This is a genomic window from Cupriavidus sp. Met-2 (assembly GCF_049843575.1).
In the GTDB taxonomy this organism is placed as follows: domain Bacteria; phylum Pseudomonadota; class Gammaproteobacteria; order Burkholderiales; family Burkholderiaceae; genus Cupriavidus; species Cupriavidus metallidurans.
The window spans coordinates 126,580-144,365 of record NZ_JBBHZL010000011.1; the positions used below are offsets into that span (position 1 = coordinate 126,580).

17 protein-coding genes are annotated in these 17,786 nt (G+C 64.8%); 10 read left to right on the forward strand and 7 right to left on the reverse strand.

Annotation, left to right across the window (positions count from 1 at the left end; all coding sequences use genetic code 11):
- Window positions 1-125: 125 nt before the first annotated feature.
- A complete protein-coding gene (locus WD006_RS22035) occupies window positions 126-572 on the reverse strand; it encodes a hypothetical protein (RefSeq protein ID WP_029308963.1) in 447 nt (148 codons plus the stop codon).
- A 221-nt stretch (window positions 573-793) separates the two neighbouring features.
- Here WD006_RS22035 and WD006_RS22040 point away from each other — a divergent pair, with 221 nt between their 5' ends.
- The 5 genes from WD006_RS22040 (at window position 794) to WD006_RS22060 (ending at window position 4,730) form a co-directional block, all read left to right on the forward strand.
- On the forward strand, window positions 794-1,129 hold the full coding sequence (locus WD006_RS22040; protein WP_011519059.1) for a hypothetical protein: 336 nt from the start codon (window positions 794-796) through the stop codon (window positions 1,127-1,129).
- Window positions 1,130-1,182: 53 nt separating this feature from the next.
- Entirely contained in the window at window positions 1,183-1,575 is a 393-nt protein-coding gene (locus WD006_RS22045) for a DUF3302 domain-containing protein (RefSeq protein WP_011519058.1), read from the forward strand.
- Entirely contained in the window at window positions 1,576-2,754 is a 1,179-nt protein-coding gene (locus tag WD006_RS22050) for an HlyD family secretion protein (protein ID WP_375198986.1), read from the forward strand.
- 18 nt (window positions 2,755-2,772) lie between these two features.
- On the forward strand, window positions 2,773-4,245 hold the full coding sequence (locus WD006_RS22055; protein ID WP_060784162.1) for an efflux transporter outer membrane subunit: 1,473 nt from the start codon (window positions 2,773-2,775) through the stop codon (window positions 4,243-4,245).
- Between the two features lie 89 nt (window positions 4,246-4,334).
- Window positions 4,335-4,730, forward strand: a complete 396-nt coding sequence (locus tag WD006_RS22060; RefSeq protein ID WP_011519055.1) for a hypothetical protein — start codon at window positions 4,335-4,337, stop codon at window positions 4,728-4,730.
- Between the two features lie 53 nt (window positions 4,731-4,783).
- Here WD006_RS22060 and WD006_RS22065 read toward each other — a convergent pair whose 3' ends face one another.
- The 3 genes from WD006_RS22065 to WD006_RS22075 form a co-directional block, all read right to left on the reverse strand.
- Entirely contained in the window at window positions 4,784-7,009 is a 2,226-nt protein-coding gene (locus WD006_RS22065) for a TonB-dependent receptor (RefSeq protein WP_029308967.1), read from the reverse strand.
- A 318-nt stretch (window positions 7,010-7,327) separates the two neighbouring features.
- Window positions 7,328-8,140, reverse strand: coding sequence for a DUF3626 domain-containing protein (locus tag WD006_RS22070; RefSeq protein ID WP_324608816.1), 813 nt, complete (start codon window positions 8,138-8,140; stop codon window positions 7,328-7,330).
- A 209-nt stretch (window positions 8,141-8,349) separates the two neighbouring features.
- Window positions 8,350-9,006 (reverse strand): GntR family transcriptional regulator, encoded by a 657-nt coding sequence (locus WD006_RS22075; RefSeq protein ID WP_035833433.1) that lies wholly within the window; start codon window positions 9,004-9,006, stop codon window positions 8,350-8,352.
- A gap of 150 nt (window positions 9,007-9,156) precedes the next feature.
- Here WD006_RS22075 and WD006_RS22080 point away from each other — a divergent pair, with 150 nt between their 5' ends.
- Genes WD006_RS22080 through WD006_RS22090 form a run of 3 tightly spaced genes read left to right on the forward strand, consistent with a single transcriptional unit; the run spans window position 9,157 to window position 12,018 of the window.
- Window positions 9,157-9,909, forward strand: coding sequence for an SDR family NAD(P)-dependent oxidoreductase (locus WD006_RS22080; protein WP_029308970.1), 753 nt, complete (start codon window positions 9,157-9,159; stop codon window positions 9,907-9,909).
- 14 nt (window positions 9,910-9,923) lie between these two features.
- The gene (locus WD006_RS22085; RefSeq protein ID WP_029308971.1) at window positions 9,924-11,117 is read left to right on the forward strand and encodes an acyl-CoA dehydrogenase family protein; all 1,194 of its coding nucleotides are present in this window, start codon (window positions 9,924-9,926) and stop codon (window positions 11,115-11,117) included.
- A 43-nt stretch (window positions 11,118-11,160) separates the two neighbouring features.
- The gene (locus WD006_RS22090; protein WP_375198987.1) at window positions 11,161-12,018 is read left to right on the forward strand and encodes an IclR family transcriptional regulator; all 858 of its coding nucleotides are present in this window, start codon (window positions 11,161-11,163) and stop codon (window positions 12,016-12,018) included.
- Here the strand turns inward: WD006_RS22090 and WD006_RS22095 are convergent.
- The 3 genes from WD006_RS22095 to WD006_RS22105 are packed head-to-tail and all read right to left on the reverse strand — an operon-like array spanning window position 11,928 to window position 14,695.
- On the reverse strand, window positions 11,928-12,278 hold the full coding sequence (locus WD006_RS22095; protein ID WP_011519048.1) for an AtuA-related protein: 351 nt from the start codon (window positions 12,276-12,278) through the stop codon (window positions 11,928-11,930). The genes WD006_RS22090 and WD006_RS22095 overlap by 91 nt on opposite strands.
- Window positions 12,279-12,307: 29 nt before the next feature.
- Entirely contained in the window at window positions 12,308-13,663 is a 1,356-nt protein-coding gene (locus WD006_RS22100) for an acyclic terpene utilization AtuA family protein (RefSeq protein ID WP_029308972.1), read from the reverse strand.
- Window positions 13,664-13,708: 45 nt separating this feature from the next.
- Entirely contained in the window at window positions 13,709-14,695 is a 987-nt protein-coding gene (locus WD006_RS22105; protein ID WP_011519046.1) for a Bug family tripartite tricarboxylate transporter substrate binding protein, read from the reverse strand.
- Between the two features lie 448 nt (window positions 14,696-15,143).
- Here WD006_RS22105 and WD006_RS22110 point away from each other — a divergent pair, with 448 nt between their 5' ends.
- Together WD006_RS22110 and WD006_RS22115 are read left to right on the forward strand one after the other, a co-directional pair.
- Complete coding sequence (locus WD006_RS22110; protein WP_029308973.1) at window positions 15,144-15,512, forward strand: DUF2946 domain-containing protein; 369 nt, start codon at window positions 15,144-15,146, stop codon at window positions 15,510-15,512.
- 85 nt (window positions 15,513-15,597) lie between these two features.
- A complete protein-coding gene (locus WD006_RS22115) occupies window positions 15,598-17,733 on the forward strand; it encodes a TonB-dependent copper receptor (protein WP_231108933.1) in 2,136 nt (711 codons plus the stop codon).
- The last annotated feature ends 53 nt before the right edge of the window (window positions 17,734-17,786 follow it).

Consider the following 17,786-nt stretch of genomic DNA (forward strand, 5'->3'; position numbering starts at 1 on the left):
TTTGAAAGCCCCGCAAGCCTAAGGACCGAAGATGACGCTACCGTGACTACATGTGTGTCAGGCAGGGCGATGCATCGATACGGCGATACGCCGCGTCGATGCATCGGGAAGGCACGTGGTTCGTGCTAGAGCACCGCGCACGCTTCCGGCGTGGCAACGATGGTCATGCTTGGGCGCTCATCCTCGCGCAACAGCACGCACAGATAGCCCGTCGTGAGGTCATCGGGGCCAGGTTTCTCGCGCCACAAGGGCGGCAGCGCCACGGCGGTGGTGTGCGGCGCGCCAGTGACGCTGTCGCTCCACGTAATGGCAATGGGCGCTTCCGGCTTCTTGCCGAGGAAGCAATAGGCTGGCATCGATTGCGATTGGCGGGGTGCGGGTCCGGTCTCACACTGGCCGGCGTGCACGGCCAGCACGTCGTGATTGGTGCGATTGACGAGCACGACCTTGGTCCAGGGCCAGGGCTCCTGGAACGGGCTCAGGGTTTCGGCGGTTGGCACTGCGCACGCGGACAGGGCGCCGATGGCTGCCACGGCCATCAGGCGCGTGGCGATCGAGCAGAAAGCATTCATTGGGCGCTGCATATCGGGGGAGCCTGGGCTACACCCGAGCGAGTTACGACGGCGCACAGGGTAGGCCGTACCACCACGCCACGACTATCAAAGAAATTAGAAAAACAGCGCGGCACCGGTGTCCAGTCAATGTCGCGCCCACGCACTTTCTAAGTTCTTTGATAGCCGAGATCGGCACGTCGCCCCTAAGGTGTGCGCTTCTTCCGAACGAACCTCCAGACATGATCAATCACTGCCGTCCGGCCGTCCGGGTCTTTGGTATTGCGCTGCTGATCGCGGGCGCTGGCCATGCTTATGCGCAACTCGCGAGCGACATGGCATCGCCAGCATTGCCTGACTGGTCGCACGTATGCCAGGGCGCCGGAGTGGCCGCGAAACCCGCTGGCTGCCATGCCTCCGATGCGCCCGCCGGCAGCAAGTACAACCTGCTCTACGCAAACGACACATCAGAGGGCGATGAAGGTGAGGCCCCCTACCTCCCCGCCAACCAGCCGCCCCGGCACGCGCACGAAGATGCCAGCCGGGACGCGCCGCGTGACAACGCCTCCGGCAACTGACCGGTCGGCGCATCGCGCCCGAGCTTTCGAGCTTCAGACAACAAGACGATTCGATGAAACTGCGCCCCTATCTGTTGGCAGGCATTCTCCTGCTTGCATCGACCGAACCTGCTTTTGCGTCCGCGCTCCGTGGCAAGACCCTGGAGACCGTGGCGAATGCTATTTCCTGGGTGGTACTGATCTTCGTGCCGATGGCGGGGATCTACCTCTTCTGGATGCTGCATATCTGGCCCGAGAAGATTGCGCATCGCAAGCGGCATCCGCAGAAGGAGGCGATCCATTCGCTATGCCTGCTTTCTCTGTTTTTCGGGGGCCTGCTGTGGCCGCTGGCCTGGCTGTGGGCCCATACCAAGCCCGTGTTCTACCGGGCGGCCTACGGCACCGACCAGGCGCCGGAAGACACTGAAGCGCCCGGCGAGATTCGCGCCGGAAAGGAGCCGATCTGAATGGATGCGCTGATACTCGGTGTCTACGCGCTGGCCGTCTGGCTGGTCTTCTTCAAGTTCAAGTGGCTGCCGTGGAACACCCCGACCATGGTGATCGTGGTCACCATCCCGGTGGTGGCGATGACGGTGCTGGTCCTGACGCTGAACGTGGTGGCGCCGTCCTCGCATGACGTGCGGGTGGTCGGCAAGGTCCTGCAGGTGGTGCCGCAAGTCAGGGGCCGCATTGTCGAACTGCCGGCCGAAGGCAACCGAAGCTACAAGAAGGGCGAGGTGCTGCTGCGTATCGATCCAACGCCATATCAGGCGTCGGTCAGGCAGCTCGAAGGCAGGCTGATGGCCGACGATGCGGCGCTCGCCGAAGCCGAAGCGGCGGCACGTCAGCTAAGTGAATCGGTGCGTGGCGCTGCGGGGCGGGTGAGTGCCGTTCAGGCCAGGCTGTCGCTGGCCCGCAGGCGGGTCAGCGAGCACGATGCGCTGCTTTCCGCCTGTGCCGGGTCGAAGTTCGACCGTGAGGAAGCCAGCGCTCGCGAGCATGAACTGGAAGGCGATCTGCTCAGTGCCCAGGCCGCGGAGGAAGAGGCCCGGCAGAAGCTATCGGCCAAAAGCCAGGGAGAGTTTGTCGCGATCGCCACCGCGCGCGCCAAGCGCGCCGAGACCGAAGTCATGCTCGAGAACGCCCGCTGGGAACTGGAGCAGACGGTCTATCGGGCGCCGTCGGACGGCCGCGTCGTGAACTTGCAGGTGCGCGTCGGCACTATGCTCGTGCCGTTCCCGTTCTCCCCGGCATTCAGCTTCGTGGAGGATCAGCAGGAGGTCCTGGCCTTCTATCATCAGAACGAGCTCTACAACGTCAAAACGGGCGATCTCGCTGAAATCTACCTGCCAACGGCCCCGGGCGAAATCATCAAGGCCCGCGTCGATTCGATCGTCTGGGCCCAGTCGCAAGGCCAGTTCGCACAGGGCGGCATGATTCCGAACACCGGGGCCACGGATGTGGTGCCGAACCGGTTCGCGGTCAAGCTTGCGCTCCGCGACGAATCGAGCGGACTGACGCTACCCGTCGGCGCGGTGGGTGCTGGCGCGATCTACACGGAGCGCATGGAGATGTTCCATATCATCCGCATGGTCTTCCTGCGCGTCAGTTCCAAGCTGAACTACCTCGTGTTCAAGCTGCACTAGGCCACGGGAGACAAGCTTATGTCGTCATCTCAGATCAAGAAGTCCCTGCTGCTGGCGCTGCCGGTTGCCATGCTTGCCGGGTGCGCCCTGCAGACCCCGCCAAAGGGCGAGGACCTTCGCCAACAAACCGTTCCCTCGCTCGAAGGGCGGGCCGGGTGGGCGAACCCGACCTCGGGCGACGCTGTCGCCGATGGCTGGCTTGCCGCGTTCGACGATGCCGAACTGCAACGGCTCGTGCGGGAAGCCATCGCGCACAACGGCGATCTGCGACTTGCGGAGGCGCGTGTGCAGCAGGCGCAGGCGCTCGTTGCCATCGCACGGAGCGGGCTGCTGCCAAGCGCTGGCGTGAAGGGCAGGGCGGGCAACTCGGAAACGCAGATCCTCTCCATCGGCGCAAGCTGGGAGGTGGACCTCTGGGGGCGCATTCGCGCGGAGTCCCGCTCGGCCGAATCGCAGTACGCCGCCACACAGGACGACTATCTCTGGGCGCAGCGCGTGATTGCGGCGACCACTGCCAAGGCATGGTTCTCGCTGATCCGATACACCGTGCTCGAAGACCGGTTGCGGCAATCCGCCACCATTCAGGAGGAGCTGGTGCGAATCGTCGGCCAACGGGTGACCATCGGCATTGCGCCGGAGACCGACCTGCTGGAAGCCAGGAACACCCTGCACGCACAGCGCGACGGCATCGAGAAGACCGCACTGGCCAGGAGCCAGGCCGCGCAGGCGCTGGAACTGCTGCTGGGCCGCTACCCGGCCGGAGACATCGCGACGGCGCCGACCCTGCCTGCCATGCCGCCCGCGCCGAACGCGAGCCTGCCGGCGAATGTGGTCGAGCGTCGCCCCGACCTGACTGCCGCCGCGCATCGCGTTGCGGCGGCGTTCGACATGCGGCAGTCGGCGGAAGCGGCTCGTCTGCCGCGCATCTCGATCAGCGCGGCCGTTACCGGCATCCGCAGCGACGTGTTCCTGCTCAATCAGGCCGGTAGCCCGGTCAAAGGTCTGAACGGTGCCTTCTTTGCTCCGATCTTCATGGGTGGCGAGCTGAAGGCCCGTGTGGACTACTACACGGCAGAACAGAAGGCGGCACTGATCGCCTATGGCAACAGTGCGCTGCGGGCGCTGGGAGAGGTCGAAACCGGGTTACGGGCAGAGTCTGGCTACGCCGAACGCACCAGGCAACTCCGCGAGCGCGTGAACGAGCGTCGGGTGCTGGTGCAGCGAGAGGAAACACGCGTGACGATCGGCGCGTCGGACACACGGAGTCTGCAGCAGCAGCGGCAGACGCTCGTGGCGGCCGAGATGGATCTCGTGAACGTGGAAGCCGATCACCTCGACCAGCGCGTGGCGCTGCTGCTGGCGCTGGGCGGGGACTGGAGGCCGGAAACCACAGCCACAGCTACAGCTACAGCTACAGCTACAGCTACAGCTACAGCTACAGCTACAGCTACAGGTACAGGTACAGGTACAGGTACGGGGACGGGGACATAAGAACCTGGGCACTGTGACTAGTCACAGTAGACGCCTTCACGGCGACCTTTCATCATGCGGGCAGGTTTCCAGACGACGAAGTCACCCCCATGCACCCCCGCAAGTGGCACACCAATCTGCTGATCCTGTTCCTGGCAGGCTGGTCGCTGGTATCGCTCGTCGGGGTATCGGTCCTGATGATCCGCGCCCCGGTGCCGGTCGATCCGGCCGATTGCCTGTTGTTTCTCTGGACGCCGATCCTGATCGGCTGGGCGTCCTGGCTGCTGTTCCGGCAGCACCGCTATCAGGCGCTGCCGCTATGCATCGTGCCGGCGATGTACATCATGACGGCCGTTCGCTTGTCGCAGGGCCGGCTAAGCTTCGTGAACTGGCGCGTCAACGTGTGGAACCTGACCAGCTTTCCCCTCGGCTATGGCCTGTGCGCGGCGTTCTTCCTGGCCTGCGCGTTCTATGCCGCGCACCTCGCGGCCAGGGCCTCCGCCTGAAACCATTGCGGGTCAGGCGGAGACGATTGGCGAAGCAAGCCGTGAAGGGCAGCTTACATGTGGACGTTGAGGGTCAGCACTGCCGAGCGCCCCGGTGCCCACGTGGCGTAGATCGGGTAGGCCGACGAGTAGTACTTCTTGTCGAAGATGTTCTGCAAGTTCAACTGCAGGTCCATGGTCTTGTCGAGGCGATACGTCGCAACGGCATCGAAGCGGGCGTACCCCGGCGTCCACTTGCGCGTGGTCGCCGTGACGGACGCGTAGGTCAGGCTCGAGAACGTGGCGCCACCGCCGATCGACAGCTTGGGCAGCACGTCGTAGTAGGTCCACAGCACGAAGTTGTGCTTGGGCACCATCACCATCGGCAGGCCCGAGGCGGTTGGGTTCGCCGGGCCGGCGTCGGTCGTGATCGCGTCCAGGTACGAATAGCCGCCGAACACGCGCCACTGGTTGGTCAGGTTCCCGGCAAAGCCGAGTTCGGCACCGCGCACGCGCTGGCTGCCAGCGTTGACCGTGCCACCCAGGCCATCGCTGACGCGCGCATTGGTCTTGTCGGTCTGGAACAACGCGGAAGTCAGCGAGAGGCGGCGGTCCAGCACATCCCACTTGGCACCCACTTCGATATTGCGGCTGCGTTCCGGCGACAGGTTCTGGTTGGTCGCGGTGATCTGGTCGGTGCCGCCACCCAGACCGCTATTCGCGCCCGGCGGATTGGCCGACGTGCCATACGAAGCGTACAGGCTGACCGTCTGCACCGGCTTGAACACCAGGCCAAGCTGGTAGCTGAACAGGTTCGAGATATTGTTCAGGTCTGGCGCGCCCGCCTGCGTGGAGGAGACATCGAAGCGGTCGAATCGCGTGCCGGCATTGAACAGCCAGCGCTCGCTGAGCTTGATGCTGTCGAAGAGATAGGCCGATGCCACGTTGGTATGCGTGTAGGTCGGCGCGCCCGGGAATCCCTTGTCGCCATTCAGCACGATGCTGCCGGTCCACGGTGCGTTGGAATTCCATCCGCCAATGGGCGTGCAGTTGTAGGCGACCGTGCACGGCCCGCCCGAGCGAATATTGTTGCCGGCGCTGTCGCTCACGAGGTAGCCCTCGTACGTGCTGCGTTCCCAGCTGAATTCCATCCCGGCGGACAGGCTGTGTTCCATGCCGAACAGCGTGGCCTTGCCCGAGACCTCGGTCTGGTTCGCCACGCTATTGGTCGCGTACTTGCCGCTCTTGGCCTGCAATTGCAGGATGTTCGGATTGGTGCTGAGGAACTGCGGATTGGTGGCCACATAGTCCAGTGTCGAGCGGCCGAACATGGTGGTATTGCGCAGCTTCCAGTTCTCGTCGAGGCGATGTTCGACGCGGATCTCGCCCGTATCGGTCTGGCCCCGGCGGTAGTCCCGGTTGCTCAGGCCATAGAACTGCGAGCGCTCGATGCCGCTGTTCGCGCCAGGCGTGCCACCGGTCGATCGGAACGGCACGCTGAAGTCCGGCATGTCGTAGCTGTTCAGGTGGTAGTAGCTCACGTACACCGTGGTGGGCGAGTTCAGGCCGAACGCCACCGACGGCGACACGCCCCAGCGCTTGCTGTAGACGTTGTTGCGGCCGGGCTGGTTGGCGTCGTATCCCATCACGTTCAGACGTACCGCGGTCTCGTCATTGATCTTGCGGTTCATATCCACGGTCGCGCGCTTGTAGGCTTCGGTGCCCAGGCCAAGGCTGGCATTCGTGAAATCGTCGAGACGGGGCATCTTGGTCACGATGTCGATGCTACCGCCCACCGCGCCACGGCCCGCGTACACCGAGTCCGGCCCCTTGACCACGCTGATCTGCTCGACGGCAAACGTCTCACGGTTTTGCACGCCAGAGTCGCGCATGCCATCGACGAAGATCGAGTTGCGCGATTCGAAGCCACGGATCACGGGGCGATCCGCGGACGGATTCGCCGCGGCATCGCCACCCAGGAACGTGACGCCGGGCACCGTCTTCAGTGCTTCGGCGAACGTAGTCGCGTTGGTCTGCTTGATGACCTCCTCGGGGATGACCGTCACCGAGCGCGGCGTGTCCAGCAATGGCGCCACGAACTTGTATGACGGCAGTTCCTTGGTCTGCATCGGCGAATCGGCCGTGACCACGGCCGTCGGCAACGTCGCCTCCGTGGGTTTCGCGGACGGCGGGTTATCCGTGCTCTGGGCAGATGCGGACTGGGAGGCTGCAAATCCGGAGCAGCAAAGGGCACACGCGTACGCGACCAAGCGTACACGCGATGTGGCGTGGGCTGACATGACGATGGGAGGGAAGAGGAAAAACAAGAGGCGGCTTGCCCCCGAAAAGGTGTCTAATACACGACAAATCGAGGTATTAAGTGCGAATCATTATTGTTTACAGGCGGATTGTATTGGGGATGTCACAATTTGTAAACGTTCGCTAAAAACTCCACATGCCGCGCAGGGGCTCTCGACGATGTCTCACCGGATCGTCAACGGGTATCAGCCGTGCCGAAAAGGCAACTTGCCGAAGGGAGTCCTCGTGATCTTCAGGCCCTATTCTTCGGGGGGCAGCCGCCACCTCCCCGCCGCCTTCACGGGCGTGCGGCTTATGGCTTACGGCCGATTGCGGTTGCCGAAACGCGCCAGGCAGTGCCAGGCTTTCTTGAGCATCTGCGGATCGTGGCGACCCGCGCGCGCCGCTTCGCCAATGCGCGCGGGCGTCAAGATGCCATTGCCCGCCAGTGACGCCGCGAGTTCGGCTACGGCCTCGCCGCGGTAGGCGATGTCACGGGTCAGTTGATCCGCATCCGCGAGAAATCCGGCATGCCATTCGACGCGACAGGGCAATGCGTGCGCGAGGGCCTCGACCTCGGTATTGCGATATGAGGGATCGAGCACGATAGCCTCCACGTCCTGTGCGAGCAGCACGGGACCATGAACGTGTGCTTCCACATAATGGTCGAGCGGATCATCGTGGCCTGCGACGGATGCCAGCCGTTCCGCCAGCGCAAAGCGATCGGCCACCCCAAAATGCGTCGGCTCGTAGACGCTGTCCGGGTGACAGAACGTGGCGCGGGCCAGCACCCCGGCGGCAAGCCGCAGGTGCGCCGAGCCAAAACGCGGCGCGGCGCCTGCCCCGGCGCGGTCGATATTGAGCGCGCCATAGCGTGGCCGATCGGACGGCGAGGCCGTGTCATAGGCCCGTCCGAAGATCCGGCTCTCCCAATGCCATCGGTCCCCGCCGGGATACGCGGTCAAGCCGCCATTGCTCGTGCCGGTTTCGAACTGGGATCGATAGACGCCATCGTCAGCCATTGTCGCCAGCAGCGGTCGCCCCGCAAACATCCGGTCCGGATGGAAATTCAGCGTGACCCGCCAGGTCGGATCGATGGGATTGCCGCCGCATTGCCCGGCGACATGGGCCAATGCACGATCTGCGGGCGAGCTTTCGGAAGGCATATGGTTCGAGGCTGGAGGTGAGGCAGGGGGCGGGATTCGATTCTAGCGTAGCCCTGTCACGCAACCCCTTCGCCGGCGGGCTGAGTTCACCGCCACCGACGGCGTGATCTGCGGTCCCAGTCCAGTCGGTCGATCTGCGACTTCTTCATTCGGCGAATCGTCCGGAGCCGCCAGTGCTACTGACCCAGGATCGCGCCACGCACGTTCTGCACGTGCGCGGTGCCAGCAGCTTCGGCGGCGTCGGGTTCGCCCGCCTGCACGGCCGTGGCGATACGTTTGTAGTCATCCAGCCGCATCTGCCGCAATGACGCCAGCCGATGCTGCGCATGGACGATCGGCATCTGGATAGTGGGAAAGAGCCGGCGCAATTCGCGGTTATCGCCCATATCCAGCAGCGTGCGATAGAAATGACGCCTTGCCGTGGAGAACGCTTCGCCGTCGTGGGCCTTTTCGGCGGCCACGAGCGCCTGCACCGATGCGCGCAACGCCTGCGCGAGTGTCCGGTCACCGCTTCCCCGCGTGGCGGCGCGCGCGAGCAGGCCAGTCATGCGCTCCGCCACATCGAGCACGTCGAGTGTCTCCTGCAGGCTCAGGCGCCGGATGATCGCGCCGCGATGGCGCGGCAGGTCGACAATGCCCTCCGCAGCCAGCCGCTGCAGCGCTTCGCGCACGGAATTCCGCCCCACGCCGAATTGCTCGACAAGATCGGTTTCCACCAGCCGCTGGCCGGGCACAAACGTGCCAAGTTCCAGGCCATTCATGATCCCGAAGAACACCGAGTCCGATGCGCTGCGGCTTGCTGGGCCTGCGGTGACGGGCGAATCGATCGACATGGCGTGGGATGGAAAGGTCGGATGTGGCACAGGGCGCGATTCTAGCGGAAAGGTTGTGGCAATACCGGCCGGAGAGCCGTCCCATCCATTGACATAGGATGAAATCATCCTACAATTTGCCCCTACTATGCAATCGGAAGGAGACAGGGGATGAAGGAGACACTGCTCGGACTGGCCGGCAAGCGGGCGCTGGTCACCGGCGCCTCGAGCGGGCTCGGCGCGCATTTCGCGCAGCGGCTGGCCGCGCATGGCGCGGAAGTGGTGCTTGCGGCACGGCGAGTGGATGCACTGCAATCGGTCGCGAAACAGCTGGAGCCGTATGGCAGCGCCCGTTGCGTGGCGCTCGACGTCACCAGCGCATCGTCGCGCGCGGCGATGGTGGAAGAAGCGGGCCCCATCGACATTCTGGTCAACAACGCCGGGCTGGTTCGCGAGGGCGCGGCCCTCAAACATTCCGAAGAAGACTGGGACGTGGTGCTGGACACCAACCTCAAGGGCATGTTCTTCATGGCGCAGGCGCTGGCCTCAGGGATGCGCGAACGCGGCGGCGGGAGCATCATCAACGTGGCGTCGATTCTGGGGCTGCGGCAGGCGGGCGGGGTAGTGTCCTATGCCGTGTCCAAGGCAGGCGTCGTGCAACTGACGCGGACACTGGCGCTGGAATGGGCACGCCACGGCATTCGCGTGAATGCCCTCGCGCCCGGATACATCGATACTGAGATCAACCACGACTACTGGCAGACCGATGCGGGCAAGGCGCTCATCCAACGCATTCCGCAGCGCCGGTTGGGGCAGCCCGAGGATCTCGACGGCCCGCTGTTGCTGCTGGCATCCGATGCCTCGCGCTACATGACGGGCGCTGTGCTGCCGGTCGACGGCGGGCATCTGGTCAATACACTTTGAGAGGAATGGCATTCATGTTCACACCCTGTCCCACCGAACGCAGCCGCGACATCGCGGATCGCGTCGAGCGCTTCGTGCGCGACGTGGTCGCGCCGTACGAACAAGATCCGCGCTGCAGCGCTCACGGCCCCACCGAGGAACTGGTGCTGGAGCTTCGCGCCAAGGCACGTGCCGCTGGCATCATGACGCCCCACATCCTGCCCGACGGCGGGCACCTGAGCCAACTCGAGACCGCCGCCGTGCTCAAGCGCTCGGGCCTGTCGCCGCTTGGTCCGGTCGCCGTCAACACCATGGCGCCCGACGAGGGCAACATGTTCCTGCTCGGCAAGGTGGCCACCGCCGCGCAGAAGGCGCGGTTTCTTGAGCCACTGGTGCGCGGCGAGGCACGCTCGGCGTTCTTCATGACCGAACCGGCGGAAGAGGGCGGGGCGGGATCGGACCCCTCGATGCTGAGCACCACGGCGGTACGCGACGGCAACGACTGGGTACTCAACGGTCGCAAGAAGTTCATCACCGGCGCCGAGGGTGCCCGGGTGGGCATCGTGATGGCGCGTACCGGCGACGGCGAGCGCGCGCAAGCCACCATGTTTCTGGTCGACCTTCCACATCCCGCCATCCGCACCGAGCGCGTGATCGACACGATCGACAGTTCGATGCCCGGTGGCCACGCGCAAGTGCTCATCGATGGATTGCGCCTGCCGGCTGATCAGGTGCTGGGCGAGGTCAACGAAGGGTTCCGCTATGCGCAGGTACGGCTGTCACCGGCCCGGCTTTCTCACTGCATGCGCTGGTTCGGCACGGTCACGCGCGCGGACGAGATCGCGCGGGCCTATGCCACCACGCGCAAGGCGTTCGGCAAGCTGCTGATCGACCATGAGGGCGTGGGCTTCATGCTGGCCGAAAACCTGATCGACCTGCAGCAGGCGGCGCTGATGATCGACTGGTGCGCGGGCGTGCTCGACACCGGCTCGGCTGGCACGACGGAAAGCTCGATGGCGAAGGTGGCCGTCTCCGAGGCGCTGTTCCGTGTGGCGGACCGCTGCGTGCAGATTCTGGGCGGCAACGGCGTTTCCCGCGACACCATTGTCGACCAGGCCTTCCGCGAGTTGCGCGCATTCCGGATCTACGACGGCCCGACCGAAGTCCACAAGTGGTCGCTGGCGAAGAAGATCAAGCGCGACACGCTGCAGTCCTCGCACCATGGCTGAGCGCATGGGTGACGCCATGGCGACCCGCTAAGCGCATCGCATCATGGCGACGCGATCCTCCCCGGTTCAGCGCGCGCTTGCCGTGCTGCGGGCGCTCTCCGACCCCGAAGTGCGACGCATGAGCGACGTAGCACGCGCGACGGGCCTGGACCCGGCCACCACGTCGCGCCTGCTCGACCTGCTGGTGCAGGAGGGCTTCGCCACCCGCGATGCCAGGCGTCACTATGGCATCGGCCCGGAGGTGTTCCAGCTTGCGGATGTCGGGCAGCGGCGTGTGGACCTGCGCCAGCTTGCGCGACCCGCTCTGGAACGGCTCCAGGACGCGTTCGGCGATACGGCGGTGCTGACAGAAACCAGCCGTGGAGAAGCCGTGTGTTCGGAGGTGATCACGGGCACGTATCCCGTTCACGCGAACTACGTGACGGTGGGCACTCGGCGCCCACTCGGGGTTGGCGCGGGCAGTCTGGCGGTGCTGGCTTGGCTGCCACACGCCGAGCGCGCGCGACGCCTGCAGCAAACGGCCCGCAAGCTGGCCAACTACCCGCAGCTCGATGCGGCATCCATTGCTGCCGAGGCGGACGCCGCGTGCGCGCGCGGCTACGTGCTGTTTCTGGATTGGGTGGTGGAGGGGATGGGCGGTATCGCCGTGCCGATCCTCGACTACGACGGCTGGCCCATCGGCGCGTTAAGCGTGGCGGCCCTGAGTACCCGCATCCGCAGCCGTGAGGCCGCCATGGCACGCCTGCTACGACAGGAAGCGCGCCGCATCACCAGCGCATGGACGCGCGCCGTAGTGCCCGCAGGGGGCACTCAGCGTGCCGGCCCGCGAAGCAGGGGGGCCAGCGCATCCGGAATCTCCACCTCGAAGCGCAGCACCGCGCTGGCCAAGGCCTTGCCGTAGTTGTCGATTGCCAGGCTGCGGGACACCCCACCACCGAGCGCGCCCTCGGCCACGAAGTTGAGGACCTGCAGGCCATCCACGTCAAACCTCGTGACCAGCCCCGTGATCAACGCGCCATAGTGCGCCTTGAACGCGTCGGCCGTCAGTTGCTGCTTGATATGCGGATAGAACTCCGGCGCGTAGGCAATGACGGCCGTGTTCGAGGTATTGCCCTTGTCGCCGGAGCGGCTGTGGGCGAGGCGGCGCAGCGGAACGCGCATGATGATGTCTCCCGATCAGGTTGGCAGGGTCAGACGAACTGGACCCGCGACTGGATCAGCGCACGCGGCACCAGGGCCGACCACACGCCGATAATCTCGCGTGTGCGGTCCTGATGGGGCACGCGCTTGCCAGTAGAGGCCAGTCCGCAAACAGCCATGCTGTCGATTTCCCGCCCCACCTTGGCCGCTTCTTCCTTTGTGCGGGTACGGGCCGCCACACGTACCGCGATCTCGTTAGGCTCGCACGCCGGTTCTGGCGATGCCACGCCGTGCACGGCATTGACGCCGAGGAAGTCGATACGCAGTTCGTCGGCCTGCAAGGCTGCCATGGCAAAACGCTCCTCGAGAATGCGCTTTGCCAGCTTCGCCTTTTCCAGGCATCCCGGGCCGGCATAGAAGAACATGTCCTCGCCGATATGCCCTTCGGTGCAGCCCAGCGACACCTTGAGCGTATCGGTACGCGGCAGGCCGCTCACGCCGCTGATGCGCACGCGGTCGGGGCCTGCCTGTTCCAGCACGGCTGTCGAGAAATCCACGATGACATCCGGCGTGATATAGCGCCGCGGATCGTGGACTTCATAGAACATCTGCTCCTTGACCGTTTGCAAGTCGATGCGGCCACCGCTGCCCGCCACCTTCGCGATCACGGCACTGCCATCGGCCTCCACCTCGGCGATCGGAAATGCGAGGTTCCACGGCTCGGGCACGTCCTTGTAGCCCGGATCGCCGAAGTACCCGCCGGTCACCTGTGCGCCGCATTCGAGCAGATGGCCGATGGCGCTGCCCCGCGCCAGCAGGGCGACGTCGTCCGGCTGCCAGCCGAAATGATGGATCATCGGCGCCAGGAACAATGACGGATCGGCAACCCGCCCGGTGATTACGATTTGCGCGCCAGCTCGCAGTGCCTCGACGATCGGGCCCGCGCCCTCGTACGGCTCCGCGCTGATCAGCGTCTCCCGCAGCGTCGATACAGGGGCGCCGGTTTCGAACAACGTGAGGTCGAGTTCGCAGATACTGCCCGTGAGATCGGTCGTGGTGACGGCGGCAATCTTCACGCCGGACAGGCCGAGTTCCTCGCACAGTTCCGCTACGCGCCTGGCCGCGCCAAGCGGGTGAATCCAACCCTGGTTGCTGATAATGCGTGTGCCATTGGCAATGCAGTGGGGCAACACCGCACGCATCCGGTCGTCCAGATACGTGTCGTAGCCGCCAAACGCGGGATCGCGCCGCTTGCGCACCTGTGCGGCCGATACCGTTGCCTCGGCCATGGTTTCAAAGCAGAGGTAGTCGAGCTTGCCGAGACGCGCGGACCGTTCCGCCGGCTCGACCCGGTCTCCCCACCAGCCAGATCCGGAGCCGATGCGAAGCGTAGTCTTCTGGGTCATGACTTCAAGTGTCCTGGTTTGACGATGGCGCGAGGGGCGTGCCGCTCATTGCGCCTTGATGCCGGCGCTCTTGATCACGCGCGACCATTTTTCGGTATCAGCCTTGATTTCGGCGGCAAACGCGGCGGAGCCTTCGCCGCCCGGTTCGGCACCAAGCTGCTCGATGCGTTTGCGCACGTCAGGCATCGCCAGCGCCTTGTCGACCGCCTGCTGGAGCTGGCGCACGCGCTCCGGCGGCGTGCCCGCTGGCGCCAGCAGGCCGAACCACGAATTGACTTCGTATCCGGGCAACCCGGATTCGCGCACCGTCGGCACGTTTGGCAGTACCGATGCCCGCTTGATGCTGGTCACCGCGAGCGCCTTGACCTTGCCGGCCTGGATCTGCGCAAGCGCGGAAGGCAGGTTGTCGAACATCAGGTTGACCTGTCCCGCAAGCAGGTCGGTCATCGCGGGGGCAGCTCCCTTGTAGGGTACGTGCTGCATGGTGGTACCAGCCATCGCGTTGAGCAGTTCGCCCGAAAGGTGAGGGGAGCCCCCGGTACTGGTCGACGCGTAGTTGATCTTGCCGGGCTCCCGCTTGGCCAGCGCAATCAGCTCGCCGACTGAGTTCGCGGGCAGCGTGCTGTTGACCAGCAACACGTTCGGGGAATTGGCGACCAGCGTGACGGGCGCGAAGTCCTTCGCGCTCTCATACGGCATCCGGGCGTAGATAAACTGGTTCGTGACCTGCGTGCCAAGCGTGCCCATCAGCAGCGTGTAGCCGTCTGGCGTCGCGCGCGCGACCGCCTCGGCGCCGATATTGCCGCCCGCGCCGGGCCGATTGTCGACGATGACCGACTGCCCGAGCACTTCGCCCGACTTCTGCGCGATCAGGCGCGCGAGGATGTCGGTCGTGCCCCCCGGGGTGAACGGCACCACGAGCCGGATCGGCTTGGTCGGGAATGCTTCGGTGGCACCGGCCGGAGCGCTGGCCGCGATGCAGAGAAGGGGCAGGACGGCGGCCAGCAGGCGCTGGCGCGGGAAGGTGATCATCGGCTGTCTCCTGTTTGCAGGCATTGGTTTCATCGACGGAAACTCTATGCGGCACATGGTAGGAAGCAGCCGGAAACGGCGTCAATCAATCGGCCGAAATTTTCAATGGATGAAAATTCGACGGTCACTGATGGCAAGCGTCTGGCGCATCGCGAACAGCGCCTGCGCCCTCATGTCAGCCCGCTGAGTGCCTAGGATCTGCCGGATGCGACAAGGGGTCGCATCCATCCGATATCGTGGCACTGATGCAGGTCAAGGCCGGTATAGTCGCGACTCCACATCATTCAGGACGGCGGCTGATTGCACACGTGATGCTCAGGTTTGCATCGCCTTGCCATCTAACAATCAGCCTTGCGAGCATATCGCTCGCGCCCTCCGTAGTCGGTGACTTGTCGCCGCAGTTGGACATGCACCGTCGCACGAAACACCACCGCTTCGAGGTTTCCTGATGCGCCGACAGTCGTCTCATCGCACTGCCTGGCTGGGGATTCTCGCCATTCTGCTGGCCACGCTCATGCCGCTCGCGTCGACGCTTGTGAGCGGCGCAAAGCTGCCTGTCGACACGGTCTGCAGCGCGGCCGGGCACCAGACCGGCGGCCAGAATGAGGCTTCGCTCGAGGATTCGTTCGCCGCGCACTTCAAGCATTGCGGCTATTGCGGCCTGCTCGCGCAATTGCCTGCGCTGGCGACCACGTCAATCGACACCGCTTTGGCAATCGTCGTCAGGGCCGCTGCCGTGCTGCCCCGCCTGCCTGCCGGGGTGCGGCACCAGCGCTACCTGCGCCGCCCATCGCGCGCGCCGCCTTTCAGCATCTGAACACGCCTAAACCGTCCTTCTGATTCTTATCACGCCCTCGCTCGCGATGTCATCCCGAGCGGGTGGGTGTCATTGCGCTGTTCAAATGCTTATCCCAAACAAAATCCAGCGTGCCTGCGCGCTGTCCCCGTTCGATCGCGATCGCTTTTCGCATCGCGCATCGGTCCTGGTGCTGTCGCTCGTTGCCTGCGCACCCTTTGCCAGCCGTGCCGCTGAGCACACGGAACATGCCGAGCACACCAGCAACGACGCTGCGGCCGAAGTTGTCCTGCCGACTGTCGAGGTCTCCGCGAGTCCCCTCAATATCCCGATCGTGGTCGTGACGGACCCCAAGGCGCCGCGACAGCCTTTGCCCGCGAGCGACGGCGCCGATTACCTGAAAACCGTGCCCGGGTTCACCGCGATCCGCAATGGCGGCAGCAATGGCGACCCCGTCCTGCGCGGCATGTTCGGGTCCAGACTCAATATGCTGGCCAACGGTGCGCCGAGCCTGGGCGCATGTCCCGGCCGGATGGACCCGCCCACCTCGTACATCGCCCCGGAGAGCTACGACAAGGTCACCGTGATCAAGGGCCCGCAGACCGTGCTCTACGGCCCAGGCGCATCGGCCGGCACAGTGCTGTTCGAGCGCGAGGCGCCACGTTTCGACAAACCGGGCGTGCACATGGATGCGAGTCTGGTGGGCGGATCGAATGGCCGCAATGACGAGAACCTCGAAGTCACCGCCGGCACCCCGGAAGTCTACGGGCGCCTGAATGCCAACAAGTCGTACGCCCAGGACTATCGCGACGGCAACGGCAATACCGTGCCTTCGGCCTGGAGCAAGTGGAATGCTGACGCGGCGGTGGGCATCACTCCCGATGCCAACACGCTCATCGAGTTCGCCGCCAGCGCCGGTGACGGCAACGCCCGATACGCCGGGCGCGGCATGGACGGCGTGCGTTTCAAGCGCGACAGTTTCCAGTTGCGCTTCAAGAAGCAGAACATCGGCGAATTCCTTCGCCGCGTCGACGCCGAGGTGTATTACAGCGATGCCGACCATCGCATGGACAACTACACCTTGCGAACACCGCCTCCCGGCAGCATGGCCATGGCTTCGGACGTGCGCCGCCGTACCGCAGGCGGTCGCATCGCCGCGACATTCGACCTCGGTGAGAACGTGCAATGGGTGGCGGGCTTCGATGCGCAGTCGAATAACCTCGATACACGCTCGGCCATGGGCGTGCTGAGCCCGTCGTCGATGCCGTGGAATTCGTCGGCGTCGCTTTCGAACTATGGTCTCTTCAGCGAACTGACCTGGGAGATCAACGACGCACGGCGCGTGGTTGCCGGGGCGCGGCTGGATCGCTCGGGCGCCACGGACGAGCGCGCCACGGTCAGTGGGTCGATGGGCATGATGAAGATGCCGAATCCCACCGCGGATGAGACACGCAGTCAATTGCTGCCGAGCGGTTTCCTGCGCTACGAGCACACGCTCGCGGAAACGCCGATGACCTGGTACGCGGGACTCGGGCACACCGAGCGCTTTCCTGACTACTGGGAGCTGTTCTCGCCGAAACGTGGCCCGTCTGGGTCGACAAACGCGTTCACAGGCATTGAGCCCGAGAAGACCACCCAGCTCGACATCGGCGCCCGCTACCGCACCAAGACGCTCGACGCCTCGATTTCGGCGTACGCCGGCTACGTCAACAACTTCATCCTGTTCTCCTATGGCTCCGGCGCGACCGCGAACCTGTCGCAGGCCAGCAATGTCAACGCGCAGATCATGGGCGGTGAGATCAGCACGTTCTGGTTCCCCAGCGCGAGCTGGAAGCTGGGCGGGTCAGTCGCCTATGCCTGGGGCCGCAACGTGGACAGCGGGGCCCCGCTGCCGCAGATTCCGCCACTCGAGATGCGTCTGAGCGCCGATTACTCGTGGCGCGAGTGGTCGGTTGGCGGCTTGTGGCGTGTCGTGGCGCCGCAGCGTCGCTATGCGCTGCACGAGGGGAATGTGGTCGGTCAGGATTTTGGGCCGAGCGCTGGCTTTGGCGTGGTCTCGGTGAATGCGCAGTACAACTTCAACAAGAGCGCGCAGTTGTCGATCGGCATCGACAACCTGTTCGACAAGGCCTACACCGAGCATCTGAACCTCGCCGGCAACGCCGGCTTCGGCTACGCCGCCTCCACGCCAATCATGTCACCGGGACGGACGTTCTGGGGGCGGTTGCGCATCAAGATCTGAGGGCAGGGCGGCAAGAGTAGAAAGTGGGCGGAGAAGCGTGGCTTCCCGCCCAC